Origin of the sequence: Nocardioides pelophilus, assembly GCF_014180685.1 — a bacterium.
Lineage (GTDB): Bacteria > Actinomycetota > Actinomycetes > Propionibacteriales > Nocardioidaceae > Nocardioides > Nocardioides pelophilus.
The window spans coordinates 13,983-27,308 of the sequence record NZ_JACEHF010000035.1; the positions used below are offsets into that span (position 1 = coordinate 13,983).

The 13,326-nt window shown below is 70.9% G+C and carries 15 protein-coding genes; 12 read left to right on the forward strand and 3 right to left on the reverse strand.

Annotated features, from left to right (window positions below):
* Positions 1 to 21: 21 nt before the first annotated feature.
* The 6 genes from H0488_RS08830 to H0488_RS08855 all read left to right on the forward strand — a co-directional run bounded on the left by H0488_RS08830 (position 22) and on the right by H0488_RS08855 (position 4,825).
* Positions 22 to 999, forward strand: coding sequence for an NAD(P)/FAD-dependent oxidoreductase (locus tag H0488_RS08830; protein WP_312856253.1), 978 nt, complete (start codon positions 22 to 24; stop codon positions 997 to 999).
* The gene (locus H0488_RS08835; RefSeq protein ID WP_183098909.1) at positions 999 to 1,466 is read left to right on the forward strand and encodes a pyridoxamine 5'-phosphate oxidase family protein; all 468 of its coding nucleotides are present in this window, start codon (positions 999 to 1,001) and stop codon (positions 1,464 to 1,466) included. The genes H0488_RS08830 and H0488_RS08835 overlap by 1 nt, the downstream gene beginning before the upstream one ends.
* 13 nt (positions 1,467 to 1,479) lie before the next feature.
* Entirely contained in the window at positions 1,480 to 1,680 is a 201-nt protein-coding gene (locus tag H0488_RS08840; RefSeq protein ID WP_183098910.1) for a ferredoxin, read from the forward strand.
* Positions 1,677 to 2,576 (forward strand): 3-oxoacyl-ACP reductase, encoded by a 900-nt coding sequence (locus tag H0488_RS08845; RefSeq protein ID WP_183098911.1) that lies wholly within the window; start codon positions 1,677 to 1,679, stop codon positions 2,574 to 2,576. The genes H0488_RS08840 and H0488_RS08845 overlap by 4 nt, the downstream gene beginning before the upstream one ends.
* A 44-nt stretch (positions 2,577 to 2,620) precedes the next feature.
* A complete protein-coding gene (locus H0488_RS08850; protein ID WP_183098912.1) occupies positions 2,621 to 3,391 on the forward strand; it encodes an SDR family NAD(P)-dependent oxidoreductase in 771 nt (256 codons plus the stop codon).
* A 66-nt stretch (positions 3,392 to 3,457) separates the two neighbouring features.
* Complete coding sequence (locus H0488_RS08855; RefSeq protein ID WP_183098913.1) at positions 3,458 to 4,825, forward strand: NAD(P)-binding protein; 1,368 nt, start codon at positions 3,458 to 3,460, stop codon at positions 4,823 to 4,825.
* On the opposite strand, the gene H0488_RS08860 is transcribed toward H0488_RS08855, so the two are convergent.
* Genes H0488_RS08860 through H0488_RS08870 form a run of 3 tightly spaced genes read right to left on the reverse strand, consistent with a single transcriptional unit; the run spans position 4,822 to position 8,761 of the window.
* Positions 4,822 to 6,630, reverse strand: coding sequence for an N-acyl-D-amino-acid deacylase family protein (locus H0488_RS08860; protein WP_183098914.1), 1,809 nt, complete (start codon positions 6,628 to 6,630; stop codon positions 4,822 to 4,824). The two genes, H0488_RS08855 and H0488_RS08860, sit on opposite strands and share 4 nt — an antisense overlap.
* Positions 6,631 to 6,644: 14 nt before the next feature.
* Positions 6,645 to 7,916, reverse strand: coding sequence for a hypothetical protein (locus H0488_RS08865; protein ID WP_183098915.1), 1,272 nt, complete (start codon positions 7,914 to 7,916; stop codon positions 6,645 to 6,647).
* Positions 7,913 to 8,761, reverse strand: coding sequence for an LLM class F420-dependent oxidoreductase (locus H0488_RS08870; protein WP_183098916.1), 849 nt, complete (start codon positions 8,759 to 8,761; stop codon positions 7,913 to 7,915). Before H0488_RS08870 ends, H0488_RS08865 begins: the two co-directional genes overlap by 4 nt.
* Positions 8,762 to 8,904: 143 nt before the next feature.
* Between H0488_RS08870 and H0488_RS08875 the strand changes: the two genes are divergently transcribed.
* The 6 genes from H0488_RS08875 to H0488_RS08900 form a co-directional block, all read left to right on the forward strand.
* Positions 8,905 to 9,528, forward strand: a complete 624-nt coding sequence (locus H0488_RS08875) for a TetR/AcrR family transcriptional regulator (protein ID WP_183098917.1) — start codon at positions 8,905 to 8,907, stop codon at positions 9,526 to 9,528.
* A gap of 22 nt (positions 9,529 to 9,550) precedes the next feature.
* A complete protein-coding gene (locus H0488_RS08880) occupies positions 9,551 to 10,780 on the forward strand; it encodes a cytochrome P450 (protein ID WP_183098918.1) in 1,230 nt (409 codons plus the stop codon).
* Positions 10,777 to 11,553 carry an SDR family oxidoreductase gene (locus H0488_RS08885; protein WP_183098919.1) on the forward strand — a complete coding sequence of 259 codons (777 nt, stop codon included), beginning with the start codon at positions 10,777 to 10,779 and terminating at the stop codon, positions 11,551 to 11,553. Before H0488_RS08880 ends, H0488_RS08885 begins: the two co-directional genes overlap by 4 nt.
* The gene (locus H0488_RS08890; protein ID WP_183098920.1) at positions 11,550 to 12,950 is read left to right on the forward strand and encodes a cytochrome P450; all 1,401 of its coding nucleotides are present in this window, start codon (positions 11,550 to 11,552) and stop codon (positions 12,948 to 12,950) included. Before H0488_RS08885 ends, H0488_RS08890 begins: the two co-directional genes overlap by 4 nt.
* A complete protein-coding gene (locus tag H0488_RS08895) occupies positions 12,947 to 13,144 on the forward strand; it encodes a ferredoxin (RefSeq protein ID WP_183098921.1) in 198 nt (65 codons plus the stop codon). Before H0488_RS08890 ends, H0488_RS08895 begins: the two co-directional genes overlap by 4 nt.
* The coding region (locus tag H0488_RS08900; protein ID WP_220794352.1) for a hypothetical protein at positions 13,144 to 13,326 on the forward strand (183 nt) is incomplete at its 3' end. The genes H0488_RS08895 and H0488_RS08900, both read left to right, overlap by 1 nt.

Below are 13,326 nucleotides of genomic sequence, written 5' to 3' on the forward strand. Positions count from 1 at the left end.
GAACACGTTACAGTTTCTTCCGTGGAGCATGACCTGGTGATCGTGGGTGCCGGCCCGACAGGGCTGTTCGCTGCCTACTACGCCGGCTTCCGCGGCATGAGCGTCGCCGTCGTCGACTCGCTGCCGGAGCTGGGCGGTCAGATCACCGCGATGTACCCCGAGAAGGCGATCCTCGACGTCGCGGGGTTCCCGACCGTCAAGGGCCGCGAGCTGGTCGAGGGTCTCGTCGCGCAGGCAGCGACCGCGTCGCCGTCGTACCTCCTCGACCGCACCGCGACCACGCTCGAGCACGACGCCGACGGCGTCACCCTCGGCCTCGACGACGGCACGTCGGTGCGCGCCAAGGTCATGATCATCACCGCCGGCATCGGCAAGTTCAGCCCGCGCGCGCTGCCCGCCGGCGACGGCTGGCTCGGCCGCGGCATGGAGTTCTTCGTCCCGAGCTTCGACCCGTACGTCGGCAAGGACGTGGTGATCGTCGGCGGCGGCGACAGCGCGTTCGACTGGGCGCTGCACCTGGAGCCGGTCGCGAGCTCGGTCGCCCTCGTGCACCGACGCGACGCGTTCCGCGCGCACGCACGGACCGTCGAGCAGGTCCGCGAGTCGTCGGTCGAGATCATCACCAAGGCCGAGGTCACCGCGCTGCGCGACGCGACCGGCGGCAGCGAGGGCGCGCTCGCCGAGGTCGAGATCACCGTCGACGGCGAGGCGACCACCCGCAAGGCCCAGGCTGTCGTCGCGGCGCTCGGCTTCATCGCCGACCTCGGCCCGCTGCAGCAGTGGGGCATCGACACCCACAAGCGGCACCTGGTCGTCGACTCGTCGATGCGCACCAACCTCGAGCGGGTCTTCGCGGCCGGCGACATCACCGACTACCCCGGCAAGGTGCGGCTGATCGCGGTCGGGTTCGGAGAGGCCGCCACGGCCGTCAACAACGCGGCGGTCGTGATCGACCCCAGCGCCCACGTGTTCCCCGGCCACTCCTCGGAAGGACCCTGATGACCAGCGGCAGAGACGCGATCAAGCTCACTGACGACGAGACCCTGGCGCTGCTGGGGGAGAACCTCAAGGTGCAGGTGGCGAGCAACGGCCCCGACGGCGTGCCGCACCTGACCACGCTGTTCTACATCGTGCGCGACGGCAAGATCGCGTTCTGGACCTACGGCCGCAGCCAGAAGATCCGCAACCTCGAGCGTGACCCGCGGGTGAGCGCGCTCGTCGAGGACGGGACCGACTACTTCGAGCTGCGCGGGGTCTCCATCAAGGGCAAGGCCGAGATCGTGCGCGACTACGACGCGATCTACTCGATCGGCTCGGAGGTCGCGACCCGGATGGTGCAGGCCGAGTCCTTCGAGGCGCTCGGCGACCTCGGGCGCGAGACGGTCGAGAAGCAGGCACAGAAGCGGGTCGGCGTGATCATCCATCCGGAGCACGTCGCCACCTGGGACCACCGCAAGATGGTCTGACGAGAGGAACAACATGAAGATCAAGGTCGACTTCGACCTCTGTGAGTCGAACGCCATGTGCGAGGCGCTCGCGCCCGACGTGTTCGAGCTGGACGACGACGACTTCCTGCAGCTCAACACCGACGAGGTGACGCCCGAGAACGAGCAGCGGGTGCGGCAGGCCGTGGCGGCCTGCCCGCGCGCCGCCATCAGTCTCGTCGAGGACGACGAGTGAGCACGAGTCTCGACGGCAAGGTCGCGATCGTCACCGGCGCTGGCGCCGGGCTCGGTCGCGCGGAGGCGCTGGCGCTCGCCGACGCCGGGGCTCGGGTGGTCGTCAACGACCTGCCCGGAGCCGGCGACGAGGCCGTGGAGGAGATCCGCAGTCGCGGTGGCGACGCCACGGTCGTCGCCGGCGACGTCAGCCAGCGAGCGACGGCCGACGCGATGGTCGCCGCCGCCGTCGACGGCTACGGCGGGCTCGACATCGTCGTCAACAACGCGGGCATGACCCGTGACCGGATGCTCTTCAACATGTCCGACGAGGAGTGGGACGCCGTCATCGCGGTGCACCTCCGGGGCCACTTCCTGCTGAGCCGCAACGCGGCGTCGTACTGGCGCGGCCGGTCGAAGGAAGCCGGTGCGCCGGTCTACGGCAGCGTGATCAACACGGCCTCCGAGGCGTTCCTGGGCGGCTCTCCGGGCCAGCCCAACTACGCGGCCGCCAAGGCCGGCATCGCGGCGCTGACCCTGTCGACGGCGCGCGGGCTGTCGCGCATCGGCGTCCGCGCCAACGCCATCTGCCCGCGGGCCCGCACGGCGATGACCGCCGACGTCTTCGGCGAGGACACCTCCGGTCGCACCGTCGACCCGTACTCGCCCGACCACGTCGCCCCGCTCGTCGCCTACCTCGCGTCGCCCGCCGCCGAGCGGGTCACCGGCCAGGTCTTCGTCGTGTACGGCGGCATGGTGGCGGTCGTCGCCGCGCCGGTCGTCGCGCAGCGCTTCGACGCGTCCGGCGACGTCTGGACGACCGACGACCTCGACAAGCAGCTGGGCGGCTTCTTCGCCGACCGCGACCCGTCGGTCGGCTTCGCCGCCGACTCGATCATGCAGCTCTCCGCCGATTGAGGCGCGAGCGCAGCGAGCCTCGAAATCAAGGAAGTAGGACATCCATGGGCCGTCTCGACAATAAGGTCGCCATCGTCACCGGCGGGGCGATGGGCCAGGGCGCCGCGATCGCGCGGTCGTTCGTCGCCGAGGGCGCCAAGGTCGTCGTCGCCGACATCGCGAAGGAGGCGGGCCAGGCGCTCGCCGACGAGCTCTGCCAGGAGTTCGGGCCGGAGTCCGCGCACTTCGCCCACCACGACGTGAGCGACCCTGCCTCCTGGGCGACGCTGGTCGAGGACACCAACAACCGGTTCGGCCCGGTCAACGTGCTCGCCAACAACGCCGGCCTGCTGCGGTTCGGGCGGATCGAGGAGATGCCGCTCGAGGAGTTCCAGCTGCTCGTCAACGTCAACCAGGTCGGGGTGTTCCTCGGCATGCAGGCGGTCTCCCGCACCATGCGCAAGAACGGCGGCGGCTCGATCATCAACGCCTCGTCGGTCGAGGGTCTGGCCGGCATGCCGTCGTGCACCGCCTACGCCGCCACCAAGTGGGCGATCCGGGGCATGACCAAGTGCGCCGCGATGGAGCTCGGGCCCAAGGGCGTGCGGGTCAACTCGGTCCACCCCGGCATGATCGACACCCCGATGACGCGGGTGCACGGCGGTGACGCGGCGATGGAGTTCGGAGCCAGCAAGGTGCCGCTGCGCCGGGTGGGCACGCCCGACGACATCGCCCCGGTCTACGTGTTCCTGGCCAGTGACGAGTCCGCCTACATCAACGGTGCTGAGATCGCCGTCGACGGGGGAGTGACCTCCACCCACGCGTTCGGCGCCTGAGCCGGCCTGCGGGGGATTCTGCGCGTATCGCACGCGCAGGCGCCGCGGGAGTGCCACCGTGGTCGGATGACGCGCACGATGGACGCCGACTACCTCGTGGTGGGGGCCGGCGCGATGGGCATGGCATTCACCGACGCGCTGGTCGACCACGCCGACGTCCGCGTCGCCGTCGTCGACCGGCGCCACAGCGTCAGCGGACACTGGCTGGAGGCCTACCCGTTCGTCCGCCTGCACCAGGCCTCGGCGTTCTACGGCGTCCCCTCGACCCTGCTCGGCGGCGGTCAGCTGCAGCGCAGCGGGCCCGAGGAGGGCCTCCAGGAACGTGCTTCGCAGGCGGCGATCTGCGAGTACTACGCGCGGGCGCTCGACCGGATGGTGGAGTCGGGGAAGGTCGAGTTCTTCCCGAACACCGAGTACGTCGGCGGTCGCACCGTGGTCTCGCAGGTCTCCGGGCAGCGCTACGAGCTGCCGGAGCGCTGCCGGATCGTCGACGCGCACTACCTGGCGCCGAGCATCCCCGCCGAGAAGCCGCCGCCCTTCGCCGTCGATGCCGACGCCCGGGTGGTGGCGGTCAACGCACTCGCCCGGATCGAGCACGCGCCGCGCCAGTACGTCGTCGTGGGCTCGGGCAAGACGGCGACCGACGCCTGCATCTGGCTGCTCTCGCGGGGTGTCGATCCCGACGCCATCTGCTGGGTGCGGCCGCGGGAGCCGTGGATGATGAACCGAGCGGTCGTCCAGCCGGACCCCGTGATCTTCCTGGGCATGGTCGCCGACACCATGCACGCCGCGGAACAGGCGTCATCGCTCGACGACCTGTTCCTCAGGCTCGAGGACGCCGGCATCATGCTGCGGATCGATCGCACGGTGCTGCCGACGATGGCCAAGGCTCCGACCCTCGCCACCTGGGAGCTGGACCAGCTGCGGACGCTCCAGAACGTCGTCCGACGCGGGCACCTCGCGGCCGTCGGACCCGGGCGGCTCGTCTTCGGTGACGGGTCGGTCGCCGTCGCGAGCGACGCCGTCGTCGTGCACTGCGCCGCCGACGGCCTGAAGTACCCGCCCCTGGTGCCGGTCTGGCGACCGGACGCGATCACCCTGCAGCCGATCCGGTCCGGCTTCCCCTGCTTCGGAGCCGCGCTGGTCGGCTACGTCGAGGCGACCCGCGACGACGACGCCGAGAAGAACCGGCTCTGTCCGCCGACCCCCTACGGCAACTCGACGGCGGACTGGGCGCGGATGAACGTGCTCGGCGCCCGGGCGGCCACGTCGTTCTCCGCGGAGCCCGACATCGCGGAGTGGGCGAGCCGAGTGCCGCTCAACCCGGCCCGGATCCCGCCCGGCCATCCCGGGTCCGAGGCGCTGGACCGGGCTCGCGAGCGACTGGCCGCGCACGCGCCGCCGGGACTGGCGCGGCTCGCCGAGCTGGTCTAGCCGGTCGTCTCCCGGACGACGCTTCCAGATCGCGACGCGACCGGGTTGCGCCGGCCCGCGCGGAGGAAGACCCCGGTGCGCTCTCGACCGAGGACGTCGGTCGGCTGCCCGTCGAGGAACACCGGCTGACCGCCGACGAACACGGCAGCGACCGTGGCGTCGTTGCGGTTGACCATCCGCGACATGCCGTCGTAGGTCTCGACCGGGGCCTCCTGGTAGTCCTCGAGCGAGCTGTCGAGCCGCTCCGGATCGATGATCATCAGGTCGGCGCGGTCGCCCTCGCGGATCCGCCCCGCGTCGAGGTCGTACCACTCGGCGAGCTCGCCGGTCAGCCGGTGCACCGCCTGCTCCACCGTCAGGAACGGCTCACCCGCGCGCTCGGCGTCGACGACGTGCTTGAGCAGACGCAGCCCGAAGTTGTAGAAGGCCATGTTGCGCAGGTGGGCGCCGGCGTCCGAGAAGCCCATCTGCACGCCCTTCTCCTGGGCGATCTTGCGCAGCACCTTCGGCCGGTGGCCGGAGATCGTGGTGCGCCACCGGATGGAGGTGCCGTGCTCGAGCACCAAGTCGAGGAACGCGTCGACCGGATGTGCTCCGCCGCGCTCCACGCCGACCTGGCCGAAGGACTTCCCGACCACCGATGCGTCCGGGCAGGCGACGATCTCGGCGTCGAAGAAGTCGCGGTGCCACACCCGGGGGCCGTACTTCGACTCGTAGTCCTTGCGGAACCGCGCGCGGTACTCCGGGTCCCGCATCAGCTCGTCCCGGGCCAGCTTCTCCTGCAGGTGCAGAGCCTGCGCCCCGGCGCCGAACTCCTCGAAGATCACCAGGTCGATGCCGTCGGCGTACACCTCGAACGGCACCGGCAGGTGCTGCCACCGGAAGTCGGCGCCGAGCCGGTTGACGGCGCCGGACAGCCCGCGCATCAGGTGGATGACGAACGGGATGGCCTTGATGTCGGCCGCCGACAGCAGGCTGGTCTTCAGCGGCGCCCGGGTGGGGCCGCCGATCGAGGCCAGCGCCTGCTGCAGGATCGTGTGCGGGTGCGAGGCGTCGGGTCCGGCCTGGAGCACCCGGCCCCGCTGTCGCAGGATCCGCCGCAGCCGGCGCATCTCGCGGCCCTTGGCGTACGTCGACGGCAGGGTCCGCGACCGGCACAGGTCGCCGTCGAGCTTGTCGAAGAGCAGCTGCTGCGCGGACATCCCGACGAAGCCGGCGTCGAGGGCCTCGGTCAGCATCCGCTCCATCCGCTGCTGCTCGAGCGGTGAGGGGCGGACCTCGGTGCGGGTGGCCCGGTCCAGGCCCATCGTCGCGGTGCGGATGTCGGAGTGCCCCAGGAACGCCGCCAGGTTGGGACCGAGCGGGAGCCGTTCGAGCGCAGCGACGTAGTCGGTGGCCGATGCCCAGTCCTTGGCGGCCTCGACGTGCTCGATGACGTGGCTGCGGGGGATCGCCTCCACCCGCCCGAACAGGTCCCCGGCGTCGACGGCGTCGACGTGCACGGTCGACAGGGAGCAGGAGCCGATGAGGATGGTCGTGACGCCGTGGCGGAGCGACTCGGCGAGGGCCGGCCCCCGCAGCACCTCGACGTCGTAGTGGGTGTGGATGTCGACCATCCCCGGCAGGATCCAGCGGTTCGTGGCGTCGATGACCCGGGGGCAGCCGGTGGCGTCGAGCGGATCGGCCGACACTGCGGCGATCCGGCCGTCGCGGATGCCGACGTCGCGGACCGCGGCGGGGGCGCCGGTGCCGTCGAAGTAGCGGCCGCGGCGGAGGATCGTGTCGAACGGACGGGCGGAAGTCATGGGGTGACCCTTCCTCAGACGGGCGTGATGGGCAACGACGTGCGCGGTTGGAAGGTGAAGTCGGTCCCGGTGCTGAACTTCGTCACCGTCACCTCCTTGGCCTCCGGCGCGGGCTGGTCGCGGCGCACCACGACGAGGGACCAGGCGTCGTCGCCGGCCGGGGTCACCTCGACGTCGAGGTGCGGGTCGAGGACCTGCACCACGGCGGCGAGAGCCTGGGTCCACCCCGGACCGCAGAGCGAGATCCAGGCTCCGTCGTCGTGCGCCGGCGACCGGCGTACGACGATCTCGGCTGCTGGGTCGGCTGCGAGATCCAGGTCGGCGTCGACGTATGCCGCCGGGTTCAGCAACGGGTGGATCGCGAGCAGGCGGCGCGCGCCCTCCTCGTCGCGGCTGATGCCGAGCGCGCGGGCGATCCGGAGAGCGCCGACGCCTGCGGCGCCGGTGAGCTGCTGCCGGCGGATCCGGGTCAGCTGCTCGGTGCTCTCGCTCCGGCTCTCCACCGCGATCGCGAACGCCCGGTCGAGCAGGTGCATCTGGAGACACACCTCGTCGGCGATCCGCACCAGCGCGGAGTGCGAGAACGCCGAGAAGTCGAGGTCGCCGAGCAGCGGGCCGGCGTAGTCGCCGGCGCCCTCGTCAGCCGGGTCGATCGGCGCCAGCTCGAGGGAGGCCGCCCGGGTGCGCTCGTTGACCGCGAGAGCCGGGATGCCCTGGGCGTCGGGGTAGGAGTCGTCGATGATGACCGTCCACGCGCAGTGCGGGCGGCTGTCGGCGGCCTGGGCGTCGGGGCTGCGCGGCGGCCGGTGGATCGGCCGGACCTGGGCCTTGGGGTGCGACGCGATCGCGGTGGCGTCGAAGGTGGGGTCCTCGATGTCGTGGCACATGCCCTTGACGTAGTCGGTGCCCATCGGCTCGACGTCCATCAGCGCGCCGCAGTGGTCGAGCCGGAACTCGCCGTTCCGGGGGTCGTGGACGGTGTAGCGGAAGTCCATGAACTGCGGGGGAGCGCCGATGTCGAGCTGGAGCCCCTTGAAGATCGTGACCACGTCGCCCTGTCCGGGCACGGCCGGCGCGTAGCCGAGCGCGCGCTGCATCCGGCGGGTGTAGATCGGGCTCGCCGCGGCCCACTCCTCGATCGCGACCTGCAGCATCTCCTCGCGGCCGAACTCGGAGATGCACCACGCCATTCCGGACCTGTCGATCAGCTGGCCCATCAGCAGCAGCTCCGGCACGAGGACGGCGAGGTCCGCGCGCGAGAGCTCGGCGTACCGGCTCGGCGTCATCCAGTGAGCCCCAGTCGTCCGGCCATCTTGTCGAGGTAGGTCAGCACCTTGTCCGGCTCGGCGTCGGGGACGCCCCAGATCAGCTCGGACGGGCCGGCTGCGGTCCAGTCGGCGAAGTCCTCGGCGGTCGGGCGCTTGGCGACCAGGATCCGGATGTCGGGCTCGCCCGCGCGGCCGGCCTCGGCCCACGCCTTCCGGAGCCGGTCGGCATTGGCGGCGACCTCCGTCGACGTCGGGGTGGTCATCCAGCCGTCGGCGTTGCGGGCGATCCACTCGAAGGTCTTGGGTCCGGCGCCGGCGCCGATGATCACGGGTACCCGGCCCTGCGGCGGCTTCGGGTAGGCCCAGGACGGACCGAACTTCACGAACTCGCCGTCGTACGACGCCTCCTCCTCGGTCCAGAGCGCGCGCATCGCCTCGAGGTACTCCTTGAGCACGGTGCGTCGCTTGGCGGCCGGCACGTGGTGGTCGGTCAGCTCGTCGGTGTTCCACCCGAAGCCGGCACCGATCGTGACCCGCCCACCGGAGAGGTGGTCGAGGGTGGCGATGGTCTTGGCGAGGGTGATCGGGTCCGACTCCACGGGCAGGGAGACCGCGGTGGAGAGCCCGATCCGGTCGGTGACGGCGGCGCAGGTCGCGAGCGAGACCCACGGGTCGAGCGTCCGCAGGTAGCGGTCGTCCGGCAGCTCCTCGCCCCCCGTCGGGTGCAGCGCGTCGCGCCGCACCGGGATGTGGGTGTGCTCGGGGACGTAGATGGTGTCGAAGCCGCGGTCCTCCGCTGCTTTCGCCAGCTCGGCCGGCGTGATGCCGCGGTCGGAGGTGAAGAGGACGATGCCGTTGCGCATCTCTTGCCTTTCGGTTGCTGAGGAGCTCGCGCAGCGAGCGTGGCTTCGGTTGCTGAGGAGCTCGCGCAGCGAGCGTCTCGAAGCATAGAACGAGTTCTAGAGTTGGTCTTGCGTCCGACGTGAACGTCTCCTATGTTGGACACATGTCCAGCCAAGTGTCCACCTCGGCCGGCTCGGAGGCCGCGCAAGCGCCCCGGCGCGGCCTCAACGCTCGCCAGGCCGACACCGTCGAGCGGTTGATGGTCGCCGGGCTCGACGAGCTGCGCGCCGTCGGCCACGAAGCGCTCACCGTGCGCACCGTGGCGCAGCGCGCGGGGGTCTCGCCCGCCACGGCGTACACCTACCTCGCCTCGAAGAACCACCTGTTCGCCGAGCTGTTCTGGAGGCACCTCGCCGACACCCCGACCCCGGCGGTCCGCCCCGGCGCTCCGGCCGTCGAGCGGGTGCAGGCCGCCGTGCGGGCGCTGACCGAGCGGATCACGACCGAGCCCGAGCTCGCCGCCGCGGTCACGCCCGCCCTGCTCGGGACCGATCCCGACGTCGAACGGCTCCGGCTGAAGATCGGCGCGGAGTTCCTGGCGCGCTTCGAGGCCGCCCTCACCGACCCGGCCGAGCCGGCCACGCCCGCCGACCCGGCGGTGCTCGACGTGCTGGTGATGTCCTTCTCCGGCGCGCTGCTCCAGGTCGGGATGGGGCTCATCACCTACGCAGAGATGGCGGACCGGCTCGAGTCGGCCGTCGCCGTGATCATCCGAGGAAACGCCTGACATGGGCATGAAGGGGCAGGGCATGACCGCCACCGTTCTCGAGTTCGACCCCTACGACTACGACTTCCACGAGGACCCCTACCCGCTCTACGCGCGGCTCCGTGACGAGGCACCGCTCCACTACAACGAGGTCGGTGACTTCTGGGTGCTGTCGCGGCACGCCGACGTCTTCGCCGCGTTCCGGGACGACGTCACCTTCTCCAACCGGATGGGCGTCACGCTCGACCCGAGCGCCTGGAACCCCGAGGCGCACCGGGTGATGTCGTTCCTCGCTCTCGACGGCAAGGACCAGACGCGGATCCGCAAGCTGGTGTCGGCCGCGTTCACGCCCCGACGGGTCCGCGAGCTGGAGCCGCAGGTGCAGCGGCTCACCGAGCACTACCTCGAGCGGATGTTCGCGGCGAACGCCGAGCAGGACTCGGTGGACTGGATCGCCGAGCTCGCCGGCAGGCTCCCCATGGACGTCATCTCCGAGATGATGGGCGTGCCGGTCGCCGACCGCGACGAGGTACGCCGGCTCGCGGACCTCCTCGTCCACCGCGAGCCCGGCGTACGCGACGTCCCGCCGGCCGGCATGGAGGCCGCGATCGAGCTCTTCTCCTACTACGGCCAGATGGTCAAGGAACGCCGGGGGAAGCCCAGCGACGACCTGACGTCGGCGCTGGTGGAGGCGGAGATCGACGGCGACCGGCTGACCGACAACGAGATCAACGCCTTCCTCTGCCTGATGGTGGTCGCGGGCAACGAGACGACGACCAAGCTGCTCGGCAACGCGCTCTACCACCTGTCGTCGCACCCGGAGCAGCGCGCCGCCGTCCTCGACGGCGACGGACCCGACCTGGTGCCGCAGTGGGTGGAGGAGACCCTGCGCCACGACAACTCGACCCAGATGCTGGCGCGCTACGTCACCGCCGACGTGGAGCTGCACGGGCAGACGATGCCGGCCGGCTCCAAGCTGCTGCTGCTCGTGGGATCGGCGAACCGCGACGAACGGGTCTTCACGAACCCGTCGCAGTACGACATCCACCGGTCCAAGGACGAGCTCAGCGAGAGCCTGGCCTTCGGCACCGGCCGTCACTTCTGCCTGGGCGCCAACCTGGCGCGGCTCGAGGCGCGGGTGGTGCTCAGCGAGCTGGTGCGCCGCGTCGAGCACTTCGAGGTGCACGCCGACCGGGCCGTCCGGGTGCACTCCGTGAACGTGCGGGGCTTCGCCCAGCTGCCCACGACGTTCGTCGAGCGGGGTGGCCGATGACCAGGTACCACCAGCCGACCCGGCGCCCCGCGGCGATCGCGGGCGCGTCGTCGGGCATCGGCGCCGAGACCGCCCAGGCACTGGCGGCCGCGGGACACCCCGTGGCGCTCGGCGCCCGGCGCGTGGACCGCTGCGAGGAGCTCGCCGCGGCGATCCGGGCCGACGGGGGAGAGGCCGTCGCGCACGCGCTCGACGTGGCCGACGACGCCTCGGTCGCCGACTTCGCCGCCAAGGCGGCCGCCGACCTGGGTGACATCGAGGTCGTGATCAGCAACGCCGGTCTGCTGGGTCCCGGCACCCTCATCGAGGTCGAGTCCGAGCGGTTCGCCCGCGAGCTCGACGTCAACCTGGTCGGTGCGCATCGACTGGTGCGCGCGTTCGTGCCGGCCATGGTCGAGCGCCGGCGTGGCGACATCGTCTTCGTCTCCTCCGACGTCGCGCTCCGCGCCCGGCCGTTCATGTCGGCCTACACCGCCAGCAAGGCCGGCCTCGAGGGCATGGTGAACGCCCTCCAGATGGAGCTCGAGGGCACCGGCGTCCGCGCCTCGATCGTGCGTCCCGGCCCGACCTGGAGCGAGATGGGCATGGACTGGGACGCCGACGCGGCGGCGTTCGTGCTCAACCAGTGGGTCAAGTGGGGCCACGCCCGCCACTCGCACTTCCTCAAGGCCCGCGCCATCGCCGACGCGATCACGACCGTCGTCAGCGCCCCGCGCGGTGTCCACATCAGTCCCGTCGACGTCAATCCCGAGGCCCCGGTGGAGGACCAATGAGAGCCGACCCGTCACAAACTTCGAGCCGGGTCGAGGGCCTGAGCGACATTCCCGAGGTCTCGACCGTCCTCGACGACCAGAGCGCCGAGGTGCCCGAGATCATCCGCGGCACCGGCCACCTGCCCGAGATGCGGGTCGACCCGATCGGCCTGTTCACCCGGGTCAGGGAGGAGTGCGGCGACATCGGCCGGTTCCGGCTGGCCGACAAGGACGTCGTGCTCGTGACCGGCGCGGAGGCCAACGAGGCCTTCTTCCGGGCACCCGACTCGGTGCTCGACCAGGCGGCGGCGTACCCCTTCATGACGCCGATCTTCGGCAAGGGCGTCGTCTTCGACGCCTCGCCGGAGGAGCGCCAGCAGATGCTCAAGAACCAGGCGCTGCGCGGCGACATGATGCGCGGCCACGCACAGACGATCGAGGCGGAGATCCGACGGATGGTCGCCGACTGGGGCGACGAGGGCGAGATCGACCTGCTCGACTTCTTCGCCGAGCTCACCATCTACACGACCTCCTCGTGCCTGATCGGCCGGCCGTTCCGCGAGCAGCTGGACGGCTCCTTCGCCGAGATCTACCACCGGCTGGAGCACGGCACCGACGCGATCGCCTACGTCGACCCGTACGCCGACATCGAGACCTTCCGCACTCGCGACCGGGCCCGCGAGGAGCTGGTCGCGAAGGTGCAGGCGATCATCGCCGGCCGGGTCGCCCAGGGGGAGATCCCCAAGGAGGACCGGGACCTGCTCGACGTCCTGATCGCCGTCGGCTACGACGCCGAGATGGTGACCGGCATCTTCATCTCGATGATGTTCGCCGGGCACCACACCTCGTCGGGCACGGCGTCGTGGGCGATGATCGAGCTGCTCCGCCACCCCGACGTGATGGCCGACGTCGTCGCCGAGCTGGACGACCTCTACGCCGACGGCTCCGAGGTCTCCTTCCAAGCGCTCCGGTCCATTCCGGTGCTGGAGTCGGCGCTCAAGGAGACGCTGCGGCTGCACCCGCCGCTGATCATCCTGATGCGGCTGGTCCAGGAGGACTTCGAGCTGCTGGGTCACACGATCCCCGCCGGGACGGTGATCTCGGCGTCCCCGAAGGTGTCGAACCGGATCGAGGAGGACTTCCCGAAGGCCGACGAGTTCGACCCGGCTCGCTACGTCGACCCGCGCCAGGAGGACCTGCAGAACCGCTGGACGTGGATCCCGTTCGGGGCCGGCAAGCACCGCTGCGTCGGCAACGCGTTCGCGATGATGCAGATGAAGGCGATCTTCTCGGTGATCCTCCGCGACTTCGAGTTCGAGGCCGCGCAGCCGCTCGACTCCTACCGTGACGACTGCTCCAAGATGGTGATCCAGCTGGAGCAGCCGTGCCGGGTCAGGTACCGGAGGCGAGCCACGTGAGGGTGATCGCCGACACCGGTCTCTGCCAGGGCCACCAGCTCTGCCAGGGCGAGGCCCCCGACGTCTTCGGCTTCGACGACGAGCAGGACGTCGTCGTCGTGCTCGAGGAGCACCCCGACGAGTCGCGTCGCGCCGACGTGACCACCGCTGTGAAGTACTGCCCCGCTTTCGCTTTGTCCATCGAGGAGGACTGATGTCGCTGACCCGTGCTGAGATCGAGGAGTTCTGGGACTCCTGGCTGGCGATCAACCGCGAGGCCGAGCGCACCGGCGACTGGCGGGTGATGGCCGACTGGTACGCCGAGGACGCGTCGTACGGGTGGATGTACTCCGTCGACGAGCACTTCATGGCGGTCGGCCGCGACCAGATCAGGGAC

What these genes read in the sequence shown, in the direction of transcription:
- H0488_RS08840 (WP_183098910.1), top strand. Translation starts at nt 1,480, where the DNA reads ATGAAGATCAAGGTCGACTTCGACCTCTGTGAGTCGAACGCCATGTGC.
- H0488_RS08875 (WP_183098917.1), top strand. Translation starts at nt 8,905, where the DNA reads ATGTCCAGCCAAGTGTCCACCTCGGCCGGCTCGGAGGCCGCGCAAGCG.
- H0488_RS08855 (WP_183098913.1), top strand. Translation starts at nt 3,458, where the DNA reads ATGACGCGCACGATGGACGCCGACTACCTCGTGGTGGGGGCCGGCGCG.
- H0488_RS08890 (WP_183098920.1), top strand. Translation starts at nt 11,550, where the DNA reads ATGAGAGCCGACCCGTCACAAACTTCGAGCCGGGTCGAGGGCCTGAGC.
- H0488_RS08835 (WP_183098909.1), top strand. Translation starts at nt 999, where the DNA reads ATGACCAGCGGCAGAGACGCGATCAAGCTCACTGACGACGAGACCCTG.
- H0488_RS08865 (WP_183098915.1), bottom strand. Translation starts at nt 7,916, where the DNA reads ATGACGCCGAGCCGGTACGCCGAGCTCTCGCGCGCGGACCTCGCCGTC.
- H0488_RS08885 (WP_183098919.1), top strand. Translation starts at nt 10,777, where the DNA reads ATGACCAGGTACCACCAGCCGACCCGGCGCCCCGCGGCGATCGCGGGC.
- H0488_RS08860 (WP_183098914.1), bottom strand. Translation starts at nt 6,630, where the DNA reads ATGACTTCCGCCCGTCCGTTCGACACGATCCTCCGCCGCGGCCGCTAC.
- H0488_RS08870 (WP_183098916.1), bottom strand. Translation starts at nt 8,761, where the DNA reads ATGCGCAACGGCATCGTCCTCTTCACCTCCGACCGCGGCATCACGCCG.
- H0488_RS08880 (WP_183098918.1), top strand. Translation starts at nt 9,551, where the DNA reads ATGACCGCCACCGTTCTCGAGTTCGACCCCTACGACTACGACTTCCAC.
- H0488_RS08850 (WP_183098912.1), top strand. Translation starts at nt 2,621, where the DNA reads ATGGGCCGTCTCGACAATAAGGTCGCCATCGTCACCGGCGGGGCGATG.